This is a genomic window from Methanocalculus pumilus, from assembly GCF_055382585.1.
The window spans coordinates 838085-858233 of record NZ_AP042393.1; the positions used below are offsets into that span (position 1 = coordinate 838085).

Annotated in this window: 14 protein-coding genes and 1 tRNA gene; 5 read left to right on the forward strand and 10 right to left on the reverse strand. The window is 51.7% G+C overall.

All coding sequences use genetic code 11. The features are described 5' to 3' along the window. The first annotated feature begins 119 nt into the window (after positions 1-119). Positions 120-326: a hypothetical protein gene (locus ACZ44I_RS04490; protein WP_464548367.1), complete on the forward strand. Its 207-nt coding sequence runs from the start codon at positions 120-122 to the stop codon at positions 324-326. On the opposite strand, the gene ACZ44I_RS04495 is transcribed toward ACZ44I_RS04490, so the two are convergent. After that, the gene (locus ACZ44I_RS04495; RefSeq protein ID WP_464548365.1) at positions 323-2011 is read right to left on the reverse strand and encodes an IS1634 family transposase; all 1689 of its coding nucleotides are present in this window, start codon (positions 2009-2011) and stop codon (positions 323-325) included. The genes ACZ44I_RS04490 and ACZ44I_RS04495 overlap by 4 nt on opposite strands. 117 nt (positions 2012-2128) lie before the next feature. Between ACZ44I_RS04495 and ACZ44I_RS04500 the strand changes: the two genes are divergently transcribed. After that, positions 2129-2353: a type II toxin-antitoxin system death-on-curing family toxin gene (locus ACZ44I_RS04500; protein ID WP_464548363.1), complete on the forward strand. Its 225-nt coding sequence runs from the start codon at positions 2129-2131 to the stop codon at positions 2351-2353. 12 nt (positions 2354-2365) lie between these two features. Here the strand turns inward: ACZ44I_RS04500 and ACZ44I_RS04505 are convergent, their stop codons facing one another. The 9 genes from ACZ44I_RS04505 to nifB all read right to left on the reverse strand — a co-directional run bounded on the left by ACZ44I_RS04505 (position 2366) and on the right by nifB (position 14184). Further along, positions 2366-2638: a hypothetical protein gene (locus ACZ44I_RS04505; RefSeq protein ID WP_464548361.1), complete on the reverse strand. Its 273-nt coding sequence runs from the start codon at positions 2636-2638 to the stop codon at positions 2366-2368. A gap of 121 nt (positions 2639-2759) precedes the next feature. Then, positions 2760-3749: a DUF4367 domain-containing protein gene (locus ACZ44I_RS04510; protein WP_464548359.1), complete on the reverse strand. Its 990-nt coding sequence runs from the start codon at positions 3747-3749 to the stop codon at positions 2760-2762. A gap of 554 nt (positions 3750-4303) precedes the next feature. Then, positions 4304-4528: a type II toxin-antitoxin system HicA family toxin gene (locus tag ACZ44I_RS04515; RefSeq protein WP_464548357.1), complete on the reverse strand. Its 225-nt coding sequence runs from the start codon at positions 4526-4528 to the stop codon at positions 4304-4306. A gap of 1 nt (position 4529) precedes the next feature. After that, positions 4530-4742, reverse strand: a complete 213-nt coding sequence (locus ACZ44I_RS04520; protein WP_460373365.1) for a type II toxin-antitoxin system HicB family antitoxin — start codon at positions 4740-4742, stop codon at positions 4530-4532. Between the two features lie 244 nt (positions 4743-4986). After that, positions 4987-5071 (reverse strand) — tRNA-Leu (locus tag ACZ44I_RS04525). Positions 5072-5303: 232 nt separating this feature from the next. Further along, on the reverse strand, positions 5304-9353 hold the full coding sequence (locus tag ACZ44I_RS04530) for an AAA family ATPase (RefSeq protein WP_464548355.1): 4050 nt from the start codon (positions 9351-9353) through the stop codon (positions 5304-5306). Then, on the reverse strand, positions 9350-12970 hold the full coding sequence (locus tag ACZ44I_RS04535; protein ID WP_464548353.1) for a vWA domain-containing protein: 3621 nt from the start codon (positions 12968-12970) through the stop codon (positions 9350-9352). Before ACZ44I_RS04535 ends, ACZ44I_RS04530 begins: the two co-directional genes overlap by 4 nt. Before the next feature lie 111 nt (positions 12971-13081). Beyond that, positions 13082-13252, reverse strand: a complete 171-nt coding sequence (locus ACZ44I_RS04540) for a hypothetical protein (protein WP_464548351.1) — start codon at positions 13250-13252, stop codon at positions 13082-13084. A 17-nt stretch (positions 13253-13269) separates the two neighbouring features. Continuing rightward, positions 13270-14184 (reverse strand): nitrogenase cofactor biosynthesis protein NifB, encoded by a 915-nt coding sequence (gene nifB, locus ACZ44I_RS04545; RefSeq protein WP_464548349.1) that lies wholly within the window; start codon positions 14182-14184, stop codon positions 13270-13272. Between the two features lie 108 nt (positions 14185-14292). Between nifB and ACZ44I_RS04550 the strand changes: the two genes are divergently transcribed. The 3 genes from ACZ44I_RS04550 (at position 14293) to ACZ44I_RS04560 (ending at position 20148) form a co-directional block, all read left to right on the forward strand. Beyond that, on the forward strand, positions 14293-14808 hold the full coding sequence (locus ACZ44I_RS04550) for a hypothetical protein (protein ID WP_464548347.1): 516 nt from the start codon (positions 14293-14295) through the stop codon (positions 14806-14808). Positions 14809-14814: 6 nt separating this feature from the next. Next, positions 14815-16026: a PEGA domain-containing protein gene (locus ACZ44I_RS04555; protein ID WP_464548345.1), complete on the forward strand. Its 1212-nt coding sequence runs from the start codon at positions 14815-14817 to the stop codon at positions 16024-16026. Between the two features lie 138 nt (positions 16027-16164). Continuing rightward, positions 16165-20148, forward strand: coding sequence for a tetratricopeptide repeat protein (locus tag ACZ44I_RS04560; RefSeq protein WP_464548343.1), 3984 nt, complete (start codon positions 16165-16167; stop codon positions 20146-20148). Position 20149: the final 1 nt, after the last annotated feature.

Below are 20149 nucleotides of genomic sequence, written 5' to 3' on the forward strand. Positions count from 1 at the left end.
AACCGAGGCGTGGCATGGCCACACTTGTTCTGGCTATCTCCATCTTTTTCGCCATAATTGCCGATTATCAAATCAATAATTACATGTGGCCGTAAACGTAACCTTGAAATGAACGTTCCATGGTAGATCTCACTGTTGATAAGATCGTTGAAATCCAGATCCGAATCATTGAGGAGAGTGAGGAAGAAGAAGACAAAGGGATGACGGGTCTAATTCGTGACTATGGGACGCTTGACTTTCTTGTTGACAGAGTAAACTCTATCGATGATCCATATCAGAAAGCTGCCCGATTATTGTATCTTAAACAGCGTGAAAATGATCACTAGGAATGCCTAACCCTCTCTCCGAAGAGTCCTTTCATGCCGATCTCCTCCAGTACCTTTTCAAGTTTCTTCTGGAGACCAACATACCAGATTTGAACATCATCATCCATCTGGAGATCCACCTGATGGACTCTGCCAATCTGTTTCAGGAACTTCTCTCCACTCAAATCCTTATCTTTCGCACTTTCAAGCATAGTGCGTAATGCTACCTTCAACCTGAGAGCAAGTGTACACACAAACATGATCCCAAGTATTCGTGACTCTTTCCGATGCCGAATTGGTGCAATCTCTTCAAAAAGTTTCAAATCCCGAAACACCTTCTCGACAAAGTCACGTTCAAAATACTTCATCACCACATCACTGCCTGAGAGAGACGGATCGGTTGCATACAACAGATACTTTCCATCCATACACTCGGCCTCGATTCTGGCATCTGAATTGGTACTCCATTCAAGTTCGATGCCTGCCTTTGATTCAACGAGAGAGTAATCAAAGTATTTTGCATAAGATTTGGGCAGGAACTTCTCAATCCTCTTCACTACCTCTTCTTTCTTCAACTGGGAACAGGACGTCTGCAGCTCCTTGAAATCTTCAGATATCTGATAAATTGCACAGTTTCGGGCCTTTCTATCCCTCATTCTCCTCTCGGTGTTCACGTAGACCACAACTGATCCTTTCCTGCCAAAGAGTGGAGTGTCGACCTTCTCGGCATAGATATTCATACACTGGGTTGGCACCAGGTGATCCGGATCAATTCCGGGCTCAGTTCGCGCAATAAGGTTCCTCGCCTCCTTTGTCCTCTTTGTCACGCCACAGACAAGTTTCCATCCCTCATTCTCGACACGACCGATCTCAGCCGTGGTTGTGTACCCTCTGTCCCAGACAATAGTCCCTGGAGAGACCATCATCTCCTTGAGACGGATCATCAGATCAGGAATGGTCGTTATCGAATGAAAACCGCCGGGATGAACAAAATGGGCGATTGGATACGAATCAAAGTATGACGTTATCACAGAGAGATTCAGTTGATTCAACTGTGTTTCATGAGTTTTACTACCGGGTTCGATCAGTGGACACTCTTCGCCATACGTTGGAATGGGGGTGAGATCATAGGCGATGGTTTCCGGGCTCTGGTCAGGAAGAGGATGAAGGGTACGCCATTTCTGGTAGAGTTCGGCCTCAATGAATGGAATATGACTCTGGATACGCTGGGTTTTCTTTGATGTAGAACAGATGGCATCAAGTGACTGAAGATATGCATCTTTTGAAAAGTCGAGTGGATCCATTCCCGTGAGGTCAGAGAGGATCGTCGATTTGACCCACGCATCAAGCTGGGTTGCACTCTCTGGATCTATCAGCCGGTTAATCGCCCAGGTGGTCAGGTATTTACCGGGAGATGGTCCTTGGATATCTTCAAATCCTGTGGTGTATCGATCAATGATATTAACACAATTGAGCGTTTCTGCAATTTTCCAGAGCAATAGCACATCTCCTGCACCTCGACTCTGGAGTGGATGGATTCGATCAGGGCGAACGCGTTTCGTCTTTGGTTTTGGTACCTTCTCCTGATCTCCTTCGACACCCAGGTACTGGATCAGTTTCTGTTTTGACTTTCCATTCTCCCAGACAGTTGTCACTTCGTAGAGGTAATACTGGTTACCTCTTTTGATACGTCGAATCCAGCTCATGATGACCTGAGGATCAATTGATCACTAAACATGATAAATGTACCGGTTGATATGCGGGCTTAAATTATGCAAAGAATCGGGAAGAGAGGAGATCGAAATTATTGATTATGGCACCTAGTGATCAAAAAGACGCTGATTAAGTTGTATACAATTGCTGCTCATCATCCTTTTTATCAGGGGAATAAGAGGACGGCCATCATCGTTGCAGAATTAATCCTGATACTTGAAGTTGGGTCTTATATCACAGCTGATGAAGAGGTTATTGATCTCTTTGTCTGTGAGGTTGCAAGCTATCTGCATGAACCCGAAGACATTGAAAGTTGGATTCGGAGAAATTGCTAAAAAAAAGGATAATTAGTGCTGTGCCAGCAGTTTAAGTGCCCGTTTGTGCCTCTTAATCGAGAGTTCCAGGGCAGTGCGTTCAACTGGTGTGAGACCTTTCTGCTCTTTCTCTATGGAGTGACTCCGGGTTGGATGGATTAGACCACGATCTATTGAACCTGTCGGTGTAAATGAACCGGACTTCTGGGCTGCATCTGTTGAATAATCGGATGATTTTTCCTTCAATGGCCCAAAGGTTTTTACTTTTCTTTTTTTAGCACCTTTCTCGTCGATATCCAGGTACATCTTCTCCTCCCTGCTCGGTCCTATTGTTTTAACAACTTTACATTAGTGCTACATTAACTTTAATGTTGAGATCGGGCATTGATACCGTGGCGATCTCGAACCAATCTTCATTATCCATTCTTTACGTCAGGGGAATTATAAGATCCACGCTAAACTCCCAGAGGCCTTGCTGCTCCCGGAACTGTGTAAATGTTGCATGAAAAACCTTAGCGTCAGAGGGGATGGGATCGGTTCGCCAGAAGATAAGAGTGCCGTCCCCCTCACCCCGGTAGCCATATGATTCTGTTGTCCGGAGGGGAGTGCTGTTATCGACCCGGAATTCGGCAACCGGATCGGGCGATCTGGGCGGGCTGGTTCCGCCGGGGGGCGGATCAAAGGTGGGCGAGGCGACAAGATCGACAAGGAAGACCGCCTCGCACCTCTCCGGGTTGCATTCGAGCGATACGAAGGTGACGGTGCGGTTGTCAGCCGACACCGTCTGACCAACGTCAATTGTCCTCTCCATGGGGTTTGCCGGAGGCAGGTAATCAAATGGGGGCGGTGTGCCGGGATCATAGGGGGCAGGACGGACAGACTCTGCAATGCTGATCATCTCTTCTGAGGGAAGGGTTCCCGTCAGCCGGAACGTCAGATCATCCCGGCTCCAGAAGAGCTCCGTCTTCTTCCCGGCAACGAGGGTGGCCGGTTCGCCAGCAATTGTTATATCAGCCGGAGCCATGGAAGCCACGGCGCTTCCAATAGTAAAGGCTCCCTTATCAAGGGGCTGCTGGTACAGCGTGATCCTTTCATTGCCCCGCTGGTACCCCACGCTGCGCCAGCCCGTATCTGATGCAGGCGCCCAGGCACCGTCAGTAAAGAGATATCCCTCCGGGAGATAGCTGGGGAGGGCTAGCGTCACGTCCGGATGGAGGAGCTTTTGCATCGAATGCAGGGAGGTGAAGAAGAGCGGTGTGATCTGGGCCTTTGGCACGGTGCTCATATCCGGATCACCGGTTTCATGTGCAGGTGCGGTATCTCCTGATGCGTTCCCCGCAGGCACGGTGCACCCCGCTGACAGCAGGCAGGCGGCTGTGAGGAGGAGGATGAATGGAGTGAGAAGGTTTCGGGTCATGTGGTTTTTCTCGGGTTTTTCTCAGTTTTTGGCAATGTTTTGTGGGTTTTCTTATTGCTTTTTCGTGAGTGGTATCAGATAACAGGGGATTGGTGAAAAGAGACGATAGTTCTTTTGGGTGAATGGGGATTTGATGAAGGTTGCCGAAAAAAGGGTTTGGGGGGGCTGGAACTGCCGGACAACAGGTCCTATCGTGTTATTATTGTTACTCAGCTGCATGTACAAAAAGAGGTTCCACTCTCAGTTCCGGAAAGAACCCCGTCCTTTCATTCTCTCCGATTCTACCTCTTCTGTTTGTTTCATGGGTATATAAGAAAAAGCCGCAGGGTGTGAGTGATTTATCGATCCGGACTTTATCGTGTTATTGTTGTGAGCAGTACTAGTACAAGAGATCTTTTTCTGTAGGGGAGGGTTTTTTGGGAGATGTGGGGTTTGGTGGGGTGAGGGTGGGAAGGGTGGAGATAGGATTATGGTGAGTTAATGTGACATTGTAGAGTTAGAAGCTTCCTGATTATATAATTCTACCCGCATTTGTTCATTTCAGGTTTTTATGCTTATATTAATTGTATAAACTCGTCTTTTGTGAGCCCCGCCTGTCTGATGATGCTTTGTATCGTTCCTTTTGAAATTTCCTTGTGGTTTGGAATAGTAAGCCTTCGATGAGGTTCTTTTTCCTGTCTGAGGATAATATGGCTGTCAGTCTGATGATCGACAGAGTAGCCTATCTTATTAAGTGCCTTTATTACTTCAAGATAAGACAATATTGGCAATTTAGGCATATCAGGCGGTTATCTCTACAGTTTCTTCATATATTGAAGGGGGGATTGGCTCATTATGCTTCTTCAGGCTTGCCAGATACCCTGTTGCAGCATCGTGTATATTTTCCAAGGCTTCGGCTCTGGTTTTTCCCTGGGATATGCAGCCCGGAAGGGACGGGCATTCGGCGACAAAGATCCCATCTTCGTCGACTTCAATGATCACTCTGAATTTCATATGATCTGATCTCACCAATTTGATATTTTAGGTATGAACTATTCATGTTTTTCGGTAATGTAATATTGCGATTTCTGAAATATAAAATCTGTTCTATGAACACTCACCTTTTCTGAGGATAATACATACGTTCTCGTTCAGAAAACAGGTTCTAATCGTCATCCTGGATGAGTAATCCTGAAAGAGATGGCAGATAAACCTGAGCTAATAGATTCTGTCAGTTCAGTGAAAAAAATGAGATGTATGCGAGAGGCCGGATTCGAACCGGCGGACCCCTGCGGGATCGGATCTTAAGTCCGACGCCGTTGGCCGGGCTTGGCTACCCTCGCACCGTAACATATTGTGCCGTCCATCCAGAAAAAGTATTGTGATATCCTATCATCATAGGCTCATAGAGACAACCCCTCTCCCGATCATTATTTCTCCACATTCCTGATACAGATTCGACCCGTGCCTGTCGAAATGCCACCCAGTTCCTGGCAGATCTCATCTCCGTCCATGAAGGAACATGCATCCATCCTCCCCTGTCAAAACCCATCATCTCTGGTTTCATATCAGAGATCAGCTCGACCGATTGAGTTCAAAGGTCACTCCGGTAGATCCAATGATCGGTTCATCTCCAATTCCGGTTCTGGTATCCAGCAGAATTGAGAGGAGATCATCTGCAAGAACGATACTGACCCTCTTCGTATCCGTACTATACCGAATATCATGCATCACACTTCCCGGCCACCTGATCGGCTCACGGTCTGCGATGGTAACCAGTGTTACATTGGTCGGGTAGCCGGTCTCTTCTATTGAAATAACCTCTTTGCCATCTGCTGTGATGGTGAGTTTCCATATCTGTCCCATCGGCCGATACTCGATTATCAGCCCACCAAACTCGATCCGATCCAGTGGGTTGTATCGGTTCCCTGTTCTCGAGAACTGCCAGGGGTGAGACGATGACTGAAGAGCAGCAGCAAGCCTCCGGATAATTCTTTGATGGCGATCATCCCCAACGATGATAAGGCGACTGAAATTCTCACCGATAATATCCAGCCTTTCTGTGGCAACCGGGTTCTGTTCAGCAAGCCAGAAACCCCGGACAAGAGCAGCTTCATCCGAACCAACCCCTGAACTCTCCTGGATAAACCGAACAATGAATACCGAACGTGGTCTGTTCATTGAAACAGCACCTGCATCATTCCTCACAAGAATATCTCCCGGGTGAAGGATCGTATCTGTCACAGGTTCGGCAAGAGGCAGGTATCCCGTAAGGATGGCACGTGCCTTTGCTTCATATGCTGGATCACGCGGCTGAGCCTTTGAAAAGAATACGGCTGCAATGTAGCTTCTGACCTCCTGAAGCCACGTCTGTGTATCACAGGAGAGCGCCTTCTCCTGCCGTTCTTCTGCCGCATCCAGCTCATGAAAAGGAATCACAGCCTGCCGGTGCAATGAATCCGACTCGGTGCAGCCGGTCTGTATACTCCATTGCCTGGTATCTGAAAGATCCATAATCGAGGCACCCATGCCATCGATCCCGGTGAGGAGGGATATCCCGATACAAGAATCGGGTTGCAGCGTGTAGATCACATCTCCAACCCCCCTGTCAACAGATCCGGGGAGGGTTCTGGCAAACCGGAATACACTGTCAAGACGGGGATAGATCTCATCAAGAAGGGCTGAGAGCACCTCATCATGGTACGCTCCGGGAGTAAGAACGCGGATGCGTAGCTCTCCGGCAGAATATATACCTTTACTTTCCCCACTCATTACCATTGTACCTGGCTCTCCTTTGAGAATCAGGTAAAGTGTTCTTTTGGATTCATCGAAAGCAAGGTGAAGGTACGGATCATCGGAAGCCGGTATCTGTAACAGGATATCATCCATTGAAATGAGATAAAGTCCCCCGGATCCCGACACAGCATCTCCTGACCACCCGATAACCGGTTGCCAGCACTCTTCTTTCTTTGATATCCAACGATCCAGGCGCCAGCCTCTTCCTGGATATGATATAAGCCTGATACCACCACCGATCTCCCTGATCACAGATCCCCCGGACCATACAGGATCAGTCCACGGAGATATCAGGGATGTACAGATACGGAGATGGAAGCTGGTCCCCGCCCATCCGAGGTGGGCAAGGCCCATGACAGCAGCACTGAGTGTCCTATCCCCGACAATACGCCTCCGTTCAGAACGGATGTACACCCTCAGACCCTCATCATCCACAAAGGAAGAGAGATACTCCCCATCCAGACGAGATATCGAGCGACCCATATCATGTGAGATGATGAGGGCAGGAACGTTTGTTCCGGTATGGATCGCTTCGATTGAGATCCGTGGTCTCCTCTCTTCCCTCTTCACCTGCAGAGAGAGGATCCGGTACTCTTCATCATTATTCAGGCGGATCACTGTACCTGCTTTAAATCCACTGTATATCTCAGAAAGTGCCTCATCTATTCTGTTCCCTTCAAGCAGTATCCATGCACTCCGAAGATGATGCAGCCAGTCCCTTCCTGGATGTATAGAGAGCATCGATGCATACACATCAAGGGCTGCCGTTGGTTTTCCGATGGCACGGTAGGTGCCAGCCAGGGCCAATGCCTTCTCTTCACTGTTTGGATCATCGTCCCATGCCCTTTTAAATTGAAGAAGCGCATCCTCAGCTGCAAGCACGTTTCGATCAAAACCATTGGCTTCCAGGACACTCCTGACGGCATTCAGCTCACGTGTATCCCTTGGACTATAGGATGCAGTGATCAGATCAATTAGATTGAACGGCATGTTGGGGTACTGAAGACCACGTTCAATAGCCGCCTCCTCGTTTCGCATCGTGATTGGTTCAAAGAGTGCACCACTGGAATAGAGAGGATGGAGATGATAAAATCCATCAACAACATCCCGGATAAAGTCAACATCCGCATCAGGGTACTTCTTCTTCAGTACCAAAGCAGCCTGATCAGCAGGAAGATGAACAATTGTGTGGATTGAGAACCGATCCATGAAATCAAACGAGAAGTCGTTCACCTCGTACGGAGGGCGGTTTGGGTTGATATTTACACATATTGATGCCCGTACCGCTGCTCCGACACCACCGGGCAGCCGGACGACCCGGTCCTGGAGGAGATCATTAAATGAGACAAGCACCCCCTGATGAGCTTTATTTGCCTCATCAAGGACGATGATCCACCGATGCATGGTATCTGTCAGCGCCTGAAGGCCAAGGGTTGCGGTATCACCGGTCCGACCTGCCTCCTCCTCGCCAAAACTTCGGTACGTGAGGAGATCCGAGACCCTTGTCTCACCGCTCATGCCGATGACAAGCAGATTCCATCGAAGCAGGTGTGCCAGATAACTCTCCAGCTTATTCTTGCCGACTCCCGCCTCCCCGATGAGAAGAATATTCTCCTGGAGAACGATATCTTTTAAAATCCACTCAAGATCAGTAGTATTCTGCTGCACCTCTTCGATTACGGTGTCCGGAACATACGGACCTCCGGGACCAAGCGGAGAGCTGACATTTCCGATTCTGATGACCGGGTCATCATCATCCTGACTCAGAGTGATTTGAGTCTTTCCGAAGAGCTCCGGCTCCTGATCAACGATATCGTGCAGATCCAGAAGGTTCTCAACAAGACGCACCGCTACCGGCGGATGGATTCGATCATCAAGCCAGTAGGCTTTTCGCCAGAACAGGCTTCGTAACCTGTTCAGATCATCTGGAAATCGTTGAAGATGCCGAATAATCCTGATGAGTGCGCGGGTCGTAACCGGGAACGGAACAACACCGTGCTCCTCACCATAATCCCGCCTGATGTCATTTGCAGCCGAGATAATTCTGTCGATAACGTGGTCATCGATATCCGGCCCATAATCCTTAAGCACCTCAAACTCCTGATCCGGAGGAAGATAACGGATATGCACCTTGTTTGTGAAACGGTTCAAAAACTCACCGCTCATCACCTTCCCCTCATAGATGCCCCTGCCTTCACTCTTGACAGGATTGATCGTGGCAATGAACCGTGTATCGGGATGGCTCCTGAGCACCTGTTGATGCAATGTCTTTGCTTTGTTCTCAAGCGGTTCATTAAACTCCGCCTGGACATCCTCTCCGGTCCTGTTTATCTCCGAGAGTACATTCCAGTCGCCGGTGACCATCCCATCCATCACATCGCTCATATTCCAGCCGGTCTTCTCCTCCCCCTCCTCTCCATAATGCCTTCGTTCAGTAATATCTGACCTTCGAAGATTCTCATGAAACGTAAGGATTCTTGTCTGGAAGCGTGATGCACGCTCTCTCTGGTGAGTTGCATGTACGGGATCCCTCTCTTTCGCTGCACTCTGCAGGAGAACCTGACGATAACACTCACCAAGAAACCGGATGAGTGCCGTCTTTCCGGACCCCGACTCCCCGGTGATAAGGAGGTTATTCCGTGTAGGCATCCGCAGTGCATCCCACATCTGCTGCAAATACGTAATATTTTCCGGAACAAGGAGGATATATGGATCGTCCGGAGCAGGAATGTGGATCTCTCCGATGGTGAGTGATACTGCAATCGGCACACGATACCCCTGGCGCCTCTCAGCAATACATAGTGGTCCGAGGTCTTTTAAGAAGCTCATATATCATCCTCGCTCTCGTGTTTATCCTTGTCATCACTGGAGGAGGGGTGTTCTCTCCAGCCTGTCATCGCCGGACGGCTAAGCTCCCGGCGAAGAACCTCGCCAATTGATCCCGGAAGATCAGTAATATCAGAAATCCAGGTTCCATATGGTTTGTACGTCTCTTCAATATCTTCCATATCAGGTCCTACTCCCCATCCAAATATCCGCGTATCTTTATTTCCTGTGAGTATCCGCTTCATCTGATCCCTTCCTCCAACACCAGACTGGCCATCTGAGAGGATGAAGATCACCCGGTTTGCCCTTGATGCCATACGCTGGCGGTTCATCCGGTCAAGGGCACTTCCAAGAGCCCCGACATCATTTGTACCACCGGAGGCTCTGATGATCTGTCGAATGAGGTAACAGGCCTGATGTATGTTCCATTCATCCTGATACCGTTTCAATGGGATGTATTCGGCATCTGTAAATGCCGCTATCTCAAAATCCAGATCCTCAATCCGGCTGACAGCCTCCCCAAAGAGGATGGCAGTTCTGATCGTTGCTTCCAGCTTCTTCGCAACGGTCTCATCATGCATGCTGCTACTTGCATCTATGAGGAGGGAGATGATCCAGCGGGTCTTATCCTGTTCCCGTGCCGAATCCTTGAAGATCCGCATTGTAGTCCTGACAGCAGCCAGATTTTCCTCATCAATATCATCACCGGAGAGAAGTTCATTCATCTCACGGGAAGAAGCATTCTTCTGAAGTGACTGCTGAATATTTTTCCTGGCCACTCCGACAAGACCGGCGACTGGTTGATAGAATCGCTGGTAGAGGTTATAATCATCCTCCCCGACCGAATGCGTCTCAAACAGGGCGATTTTACGTATCCGTTCCGCCTTATCTTCAATCGTCTCCCAGTCATCCCGGGTTCTCTGCTGGAGGAGAGAGATATACTGTTCTGCCTCACGGCTCAATGCCCGTTCGCTCTGCCGGTATTGCCGGTCTGGTGTATCGCGTTGCATCTCTTTGGAGACTGGCTCATCTCCCTCAGCCTCATCACCATAGATGGCATCATAGTAGGCAAGATTCTCCCAGAACTCTTCACTATCCACCGCATCGGCAATAAATGCAGGTTCATACTTCTGTCTCCGGATATTCTGCTGCAAATCATCAACTGCAAGATCATCAGGGAGATCATCAAATGAGAGTCGGGCTCTCCAATCCTCTGAGACCGATGGAAATGATTCCCCCATAAGACGTTGGAAGGTTTCTCCTGCTTTCTGAAGGGCCATTAAGGTGTCTCTGGTCATACCCGTGAGGGAGCCTGACGCACCTCCACCTGAACCAGCAGGGGTATTCTCTCTCTCCTGCTCTTCAACTACATCCTGATATCTCCTGGCAGCCTTCCTGATATCCTCAGATAATTTCAATAATTCATTCCACTCTTCTTCATGTCCGTTCTGTTTGCTGGGGTTTGATTCGAGATATCTTCTCACCTCATCCTCAAGATTGTCAACCAGATCCTGTATCGTATCTGCAAGATCCAACAATGCAGAGGAGTTGGATTCAGCATTATCGATCGTCTCTCTGCTCCGCTCACAGGCATCAACCAGTTCTTCTGCAATCTTCTGTATGCCAGCTTCCGGGCTCTGGCATTCTGATCCCCCATTGTCCCCTCCCTCAGATGGCGAAGAACCCCCACTTCCACCAGGAGGTGGTGCTGTCTGACTCCCAGCCTGTCCGGAACTGTCATTTGAAGGGCCGCCAGGTATGGATAGTCCGTCATCCTCTAAAAGGTCCGATGCATCCCCGGTTATTGTCTTGCCGGTTGTTGGATCAAGTGGTTTATGTGGACTTGGTACCGATTTATCCACTCGGGGTGCTTCCCCATGAGGAGAGATCGTCGTCTCTCTCCTGCTTTTCGCATCAGACTGTATCATCGCCCCTCTTGGGGTTTCAATGGCAGGTGGATAACAGAGCTTCATATATTCAGGCCATATCCGATCATTCAGGATACCCAGACATTCTTCATCGCTGAGCTCGGTATCAACAAGTTTCTGTCGTGCTCTCCGTGTTGCATCGAGCGCCTGCACAACTGAAACATTCGAACAATTCATCTCAACTTCTCCGGTTCGCCCCTCAAAAAGAATCGCATAGAGGAACTGATCAGGGGGGGACATGCGGTTGTATCGGGATCTCTGTATCAATCTGGATGCCGGATCATACAGGTCGATGTTCAGCTGTTCAAGCCACCTGCCCGCCCCTGGATGGAGTAATCGACCTCTGGCGACAGCTCCTGGAATAAGTGCGACCTCCATCAGGCGACGAAGCCAGGAGTCAACATTCTCTCCTCTTTCAAATGGTTGTACATACCAATGGCGATAGAGTGCCTCCATCGTTAAGGCAAGGGCTACATTCCTGTTTAAATAAAAGAGATCTTCTGGTTCATACAGGATCAGCTTCCGCTCAGGATAGAGATCCACAATCGGGTGATATGCCTCTCGTACCTGAGGGATTGGAACTCCCCTCCAGCGGTAATCTCCTGTGACGACCCGGATGAGGTGCTCCATCTCCTGAATAAGTGTGGACAGCCCCTGCACCTGTCTCTTATCCGGTTCTCTCCTTCCTGCCGGCCTTGATGCCACAGTCCGGATGAACTCAATGAAAGAGGTGATGATCTGGTCATCACCATCTTCTGCAGATGCAGCCAGATATCCGGCAAGTACGTGCCCTCCATTTGCTTCCAGCCATGATAGTGATTGGGGTTCACTCACGGCTTTTAGCACTCCCCGATATACCTGTCTGAGATCACAGAGCTCTCCTTCTGTATAAAGGATATCTCTGCCGGCATCGATCAGATCAGATGAGGACGTCCCATCATCTCTGTAAATGCGTTTAATACCGGAGCGTCCTTCGATCTGAAGTATTCCAATGTCGTGCAGGGTCTGAGAGATAGTCTTTTCGAAGGAGGTGTTGGGTAGATATCTATTCTGAACAAGGAACCAGAATAGTGCGGTATGGAGATTCCCGATGAATACTGCCGGATCATTGATGTTCTGAATGGGGATCCGCTCCTCTGTCATATTCTCCGGTCCTGTGATCAGTGATTGTCCATCTCTTGCAGCCTGAAGGAGAAGGAGAAGAGGAAAACGTTGCATACGTGTCCTTTCTGGTGAGAGGAGATCAACAAGTGTCATAGGTTTGATGGCGGCAAAGAGGAGCCTGGCCATATGTTCTGATTCGGATGGAAAGACTGCGGATGCCCACTCATTGCAGACCTTAAGAATGTGCTCCTGTTGAACTGACGAGAAGGGGATTCCCAAAAACCTTACAATCTCCTGAGGGTTGATGACTCCAATAAAATCCTTTGAGCTTTTTATATCCGCTCCGGAGAGTATTTCAAGGAGATCCTCATGGGAGAGCCTGGTTGCGGTGATATGAGAGAGATGCCTGTTTATCTCCTCAAGTGCAAAACGATATGCATCCCCCTCTTGAGATTCCATGAAGATATCATAGAGAATATCATGCTCTGAGCATGAGTCGAGCATGATCTTCAAGTGTCGGAAGATCTGATCGATAGTATACTCTGGTGATCCGCGTATATCATGCTCTGTAAGAGTTGAATGGTTCATTATCAGACCGTGTATGATGCAGGATGAGCATTCACCACATATTTATTCTGCTCAAAAGAGAGAGATCTCTCCTCTCAATGTCTCGCTCTTCTCCTTCGATTCATCCAACACTCAGGAGAAAGCGTCCTGTTCGTTTTGCTTTCTGAAGACCTTCACAACACGGAATTTCCGGCCGGTCATCCGCTCGTACCATTCGCGGTGCTGATCCGCCTCTTTCAGGGTCCGGAGCGGGTGGCGGACCCGCTGTCCGGTCTCCTCATCAACAAGCACAATTTTGCTCATCGCCTGTAATGGTGTATTTACTCGTCTTTCTTCCCGCCGCACCCGGAGGAGAGGCAGGACTGCATATCTTTTCCGAGCTTCCCGACCGCATCTGCCCGGCACCGCTGGCAGTGCTTCATCTGCTTCACGTACGGTGCGCAGCGGTCATGCATCGCCCGCTTCTCAGCCGGTGTCGGCGGGGTGATATCCTCAAACTTGTACTGAGGGATGAGGGGGATGATATTGAAGTTATAGACGCCCATTGCGCCGACCTTCTTCGCGATCTCGGGGATATGCTCGTCATTCACGCCGGGGATGTAGACGGTGTTGATCTTCACGATCATCTTCCGCTCGACTGCCATCTGAATCCCTTTCAGCTGCTGTTCGAGGAGGATCTTTGCGCCTTCCACCCCTTCGTACCTCTTCCCCTTGTAGGTGACATGCGAGTAGATCTTTGCCCCGATCTTGGGATCGATTGCATTTAAGGTCACGGTCAGGTTGTAGACATCGTACTTCACCAGCTCGTCGATGTACTCGGGGAGCATCAGGCCGTTTGTACTCAGGCAGAGGATGAGGTGGGGAAACTCCTCATGCAGAAGCCGCATCGTCTCAAGCGTCTCCGGGTTTGCAAGCGGCTCGCCGGGTCCTGCGATCCCGATCACCTTCACGTACGGGAACTTCTCCAGCACCTCCCTGACACGCTCAATCCCCTCCCCGGGGCTGAGCACCTCGCTTGCCACGCCGGGACGGGACTCATTCACGCAGTCAAAATCCCGGACACAGTAATTACACTGGATATTGCATTTCGGCGCAACCGCAAGATGGGCCCTGCCGAATGCATGGCATGCCTTCTCGGAGAAGCAGGGATGCTCCTTGATCCGCCGAAGCGTCTCGGGATCGTAGGGGATCTCCTTCCCCTGAACATTCGCTGTCGGGTAACCCTCATCCGTCATATGATCTACTAATGGACGAATGAGCAATAAATACTGCTCTTCCTGCATCCCGGATTCCATCACCCACCCATGATACCTTTTTTAAACCCCTGCGATCATCCATCTATCATGAAACGTATCGCCATCCTCCTTCTCCTCTGCCTCCTGCTGCCGTTTATCTCCGGCTGCACATCAGAAACAGAGGCACCCCCGGAGACCCCCGCACCAACCCCGACTCCGGTGGCGGCCGCCCCGGTTGAATCGCCCGTCATCGTACTCCCCCCCGAACTGGAAGGAACAACAGTTGCGCTCTCGGCATCTCCACTGACACAGGATAATGCACTCTATCTCACCTTTGAGATGAATGCACGGGGACGGCAGGCTCAAATCCCAACCGAGGGCTACCCCATGATGCTCACCTTCTTCGTATACAATACCGACCAGTTTGCACCAGGGTATGCGCCGTCAACTGCTGAGGAGGTCAGACACTCGGGTATCCCCTACAAGACACGCTCATTGCATCTTTACTCAGAGAATATCCTCACACACACCGAACAGGTGCCGGAGCGTAGCTCCCCGGCAGGGCTCTTCTATCCGGCCAAGCCATATGTCTATGGCGTTATCATCGATATCAGGCCGGTGTAATCGACAATGAAGAGGATCATCTACCTTCTGCTCGGGCTTTCCCTCCTCGCCCTTCCGGCATCAGCCGCAGTATCGTTTTCGACCCCATCACCAGTTGATCTCACCCTTGGAGACCCAATCACCCTCACCGGTACAGCAGACCATACTTCTGTTCTCTACCTCTTCATGACCGGCCCCGGACTGAATCAAAACGGGGTCTCGCTCACAGATATGCAGGCACTCGTTGAGACCGGGAACACGATCCGGGTTCCGGTCACCCCGGATGGCTACTGGGAATATACCTGGTTTACCCAGGGGATCAGCGGAAAATCCGGGCTTTCTGCCGGCACTTATACGATCTATGCCTCGGACACCCCGCAGCATGCCGGTGCGCTAGCGAAATGTACAGGATGCGCCTATGACACGGAACAGGTAGTAATATCCATCCCCGTTTCAGAACCCCCTGCCCCTGCTGCAACCGGAACCATTGACATCCGTTCAGCCTCCCCCGGACTCTCCGTTCATCTGGATGGAGCCCCACGGGGTTCAGCACCTGTGGTACTCACCGGCGTCCCGGTTGGAAACCATGTTCTCGAATTCAGATCCTCTTCTTACTACTCCCTTTCAATCGGGGTGGATGTTGCTGAAGGCACACAAACCGTTCATGCAAGCCCTGTTGTATTCCCAAAGACCGGCTCCATCTCTGTTACCTCCTCCCCGTCAGGGTACCCGATCATCATCAACGGGGCAAATACAGGGACCATCACCCCCGGCACCGTGACAGGGCTCACCGCAGGCCTCCAGATAGTCGAGCTGAGGCCGCCCGGATACAATAACTGGAAGCGATCCGTCACCGTCTATCCCGGCAAGATCGAGGTCATGGTTGCCGATCTCGTCTCTCCGGGAGCACCGGCAACTCCTGTTCCAACACCTCTCCCCTCATCCACCGGCTCGCTCCGGGCCACCTCCATCCCTGCGGGTGCAAACGTGAATGTCGGTGACCGGTATTATGGCATCACCCCGGTCACCATCCCTGATCTTGCACCAGGTCCCCACCACGTCACCATCTCACTCGCGGGATATGCCCCATGGAGCGGGACCGTCTCAATAACTGCTGGCGAGACGCTGGATCTCACCCCGACCCTGAACTCCCTGCCACAGCCAACTCCCACACCTTTCCCGGTCTTTGCTCTCTTTGCCGCCCTGCTGGCTGCACTGGTCGTCTTCCGAAGAAGGTAAACACCTCTTTTTTCTCTCCTTCGCTTCCTTGCCCTATCCCCTCGTCATCAGATCCAGTTGTATACCTCCAAAACATGGCAGATTGATCACAACACCCATCTTCTTGAAGAGCAACCTCTAATAGTAGAGTGGATAACGATGGATCTCTTTGGAAATATTCTTGGGAAAAGTGAGTCTGCCGCTCCATACATCCAGAAGGCCGAGGCGCTCTTTGAGAAGGGGAAGGTCGAAGATGCAGTGCGGCAATGCAGGCGGGCGGCTGATATCGAACCTGGCAATGCACAGGCCTGGTACCTGATCGGATCCGGTGAGCGGTATCTCGGCAATACCACCCAGGCACTGGAAGCGTTCTCGAAGGCAACAGAACTCTCTCCCAATGACCCTGCCGTCTGGATTGCAATGGCAGGTGTCTATGCCCGGTGCGGAAAGTTTACAGAGGCTGTCGCAAGCCTTGAACGTCTCCCCGCATCTGATCTGAAACGCCGGGATATCCTTCTCCGGAAAGCCGAGTGGCTTGAGGCACTCGGCCGGTATGAAGAAGGTGAGCAGGTATTGAACGATATCCTCTCCGAAACCCCTGAAGATGGAAAGATCATTGCATGGCGAATCAATCTCCTTATGCGTCTTGGCAGGTTCACAGAATCCCTTGCTGCCATCGGATCAGCACTCTCTCTTGGGTATGAGCCGGCAGTAATGCATGCCACAAAAGGCCGGGCCCTGGAAGGAACCGGGGATATGAAAGGGGCACTTGCCGCATACCGGGAAGCCCTTGCACTCAATCCCGAAGATCCCGGCACCTGGTACGCACGGGCACGGATCGAGGAATCAAACGGCGACTATGCCGCCGCAGCCGCATCCTATGCCGAGGTGATGCGTGGGGTAACAGACGACAGTGCCGCTGGTGTTGCACGATCCCACTGCCTCTTTATGGCAGGCCAGTACGAGGAGGCATACAATGGCTTTGAGAAGATCGTCACAAAAAACCCGGATTTTTACCCGGCATGGTATCTTCTCGGTGTCACGGCAGAGCGGCTTGGGCGGGTGAAACGGGCAGCAGAATGCTTTGACCACCTCCTCAAACACGACTCCACCAATGCAAACGGCTGGTACCGCCGGGGACTTGCGATGATGAGCCTTGGCCGGTACAAGGAGGCACTCGAGAGCTTCCGGAGGATGCAGCATCCCGATGGCACAAAGAAGGTCGCCTGGGTGACAAGCGACGGTGAGATGAGCCTCTTTGGGAGATCATTTGATCAGAGCGGCACAGCACAGGATCCGATCGAGATCGATTCGAAGAATATTGTCTTAATCGGCCTCCAGGCACGCTGCCTCGCAGGTGTCGGGCAATACGAAGACGCACTGAAGATGATCAACCGCCTCCCGCCTGAAGAGAAGAAGACGGTACAGATACAGCTGATATCTGCCGAATCAGAGGCTGCACTGGGAAATTATGCAGCAGCGATGCAGCACCTCGAAGCTGTCCGTGGCGATCCGCAGGCATTCTCCCAATCGCGGCGCCTCTATGCGGAGATCCTGATGAAGAACCGGAGATACAGAGAAGCTGCTGAGATCTTCGGCCAGATCCTCTCAGATGATCCCGAAGATATCAGGGCACTCCGGCGGAGGGCCGAGGCGCAGATTGCGCTTGGCTCATATTCAGCAGCCGGCGAGGATCTCAAAGCGCTCATCGACCTCTCCCCAACAGACTGGCAGGCGATTGTGCTCCGTTCCGAACTCCTCTCTCTCACCGGCGATGCACGGGGAGCCCTCTCCCTCCTTGACGATCTCCCCGACAAACTCCGCAAGACTCCGTCTGTCGGGATGATCCGGGCATCTGCCCTTGAAGCAGCCGGAAGAATGGAGGAGGCAACAGAGGAGCTGAAGCAGGTTCTGGACGTGGATCCAGAGCATGCCGGTGCCATCCTCCAGACCGCAACCCTTGCATACAGGATGGGTGATCTCGGCTATGCCGGCTCTCTCCTTGCCCGGCTGAAGGAGATCTCGGGTGAGACCGGAGGACTTGCCCTTATGCATGCGGAGATCCTCTCAGCAGTTGGGCAGTATGACGATGCAATCGATGCCTTCACCGAATCACTCTCATTCAACCCGGAGAATCCCTCTGCACTGATCGGACGGGCAGATGCATTCAGGCGTGCAGGCAGGCCCGATCCCGCACTCTCTGACTTAAACGCCGCTCTCTCCGTCGATCCAAAATCCCTCCATCTCCATGCCCTCTCCGGCAGCATCCTCATGCAGCGTTCGCGGTATGCAGAAGCAGCAGATGCCTTCAGGAGATCCGAATCCGATCTCTCCCTCTCGTTAGCAGCCGAGTCGCTCATCCGCTCAGGGAGATACCCAGACGCACTCTCGCACTTCGAGAGCTACCTCTCTTCCCATCCCGACGATCCGACCGCCCTCTATCTCGCCGGTATGGCAGCAGAGCATATCGGGAAATACCATGCTGCCATCGCATATTACCAAAAGGTCAGGGATACCATCCCCGATGCAGAGTACCGACTCGGCTCTCTCCTGAATGCAACCGGTGACTATGGCGAGGCAGAAGCAGTCCTCGGACAATTCTGTGAACGCCATCCCGAGGATATCGGGGGCTGGTGCACGAGGGCAACCGCATTCGAACACCTGGGCCGGGATCAGCAGGCAGGCGATGCATACCAGGAAGCGATGAACCTGGGTGCGGAGAGCCCTGCACTCCTCATTGCAATGGAAGGCGTCCTCTCACGGCTTGGGCGGCTGGAAGATGCAGCAGAGATCTGCCAGTCGATTGCCCGGCAGCACCCGAATATTCCGATGGTCAACCGGCGGCTCGGCGAGCTGATGACGCAGCTTGGGCGATCTGAGGAGGCGGCCGATGCATACCGGAAGGCTCTCTCAGAGACACCGGATGACCCGGTCCTCCTGATGGCAGCAACCGATGCACTCATGAAGGTCGATGCGCAGAAAGAGGCGATCAGCAACCTCAAACATGCCGGGGAAGTGCATCCCGATGATCCCCGTATCTGGCGTGCCATGGGTGATGCGCTGACAGCAGATTCCGAATATGCACATGCGGTCCGGGCATATGATCGTGCAATCGCAACCGGCAATGCCCCGCCCGAGGTGTACCGGGCACGGGCACGGTCGCTGATGCTCTCAGGAAAGTGGAGCGAGGCTTGCGATGCACTCTCCGAATACCTCAGGCAGGAGGATCACGATCTTGCGACCTGGTTCGAACTCGGTGGCCTTGCAGAATCGGTCGGGGATCTGAAGCTGGCGGAGACGGCATACAAAAAAGCCGCACAACTTCCAGGAGCCTCCTTTGCCCAGGCACGGGTACTCTCTCTTCTCGGTGAAGACGAGCGGGCCCTCGCCCTGGTTGAGACACTCCTTGCAGACAATCCCGATACGATCGAATACCTCCGGTTCTCTGCTTCCCTCCTCCTCAGGATGGGACGGTATGAAGAGGCGATCGACAGCTACTCACGTGCCCTCCAGGTGAGGCGGGACGATCACCAGCTCACCCGGGGGTATGCATCTGCCCTCGAATCTGCGGGCCGGTACCATGAAGCAGTTGAGATCTATTCACAGCTCCTGAAAGAGGAGCCGACCGGATCATCAACGATCTACTCGATCGCCTCTCTCCTCACGCATCTTGGAAAATACCGTGAGGCCGCCCGCCAGTACGATGCGATCCTGGACGATCACCCCGATGATGTTGCAGCACTCATCCGCAGGGGATCCATTGCCGAGCGGCTCGGTCAGTTCGGAGAAGCGGTCGACTGGTACGAGAAAGCCCTCTCCATCGACCCGAAGAACGGTCCGCTCTGGAGTGCACGGGGCTCGATCATGGTTGCCCTCGGCAGGTACAATGATGCACTGAAGTCATATGACCGTGCGATCGATCTCTCCCAGAATGAGATCAATGCCTGGTACTGCAAAGGTCTTGTCTTAAATTATGTGGGGAAGAAGGAACAGGCGATGTCCTGCCTTGACCATGTTACCGAGGAAGATCCTGAGCATGCACTCGCCTGGTACCAGAAATCGCGGATCTATGACAGCATTGGTGAGCGGAAGGAGGCACTGGGCTGCCTCTCACGCGCCCTTGATATCGATCCCGATCTCTGAG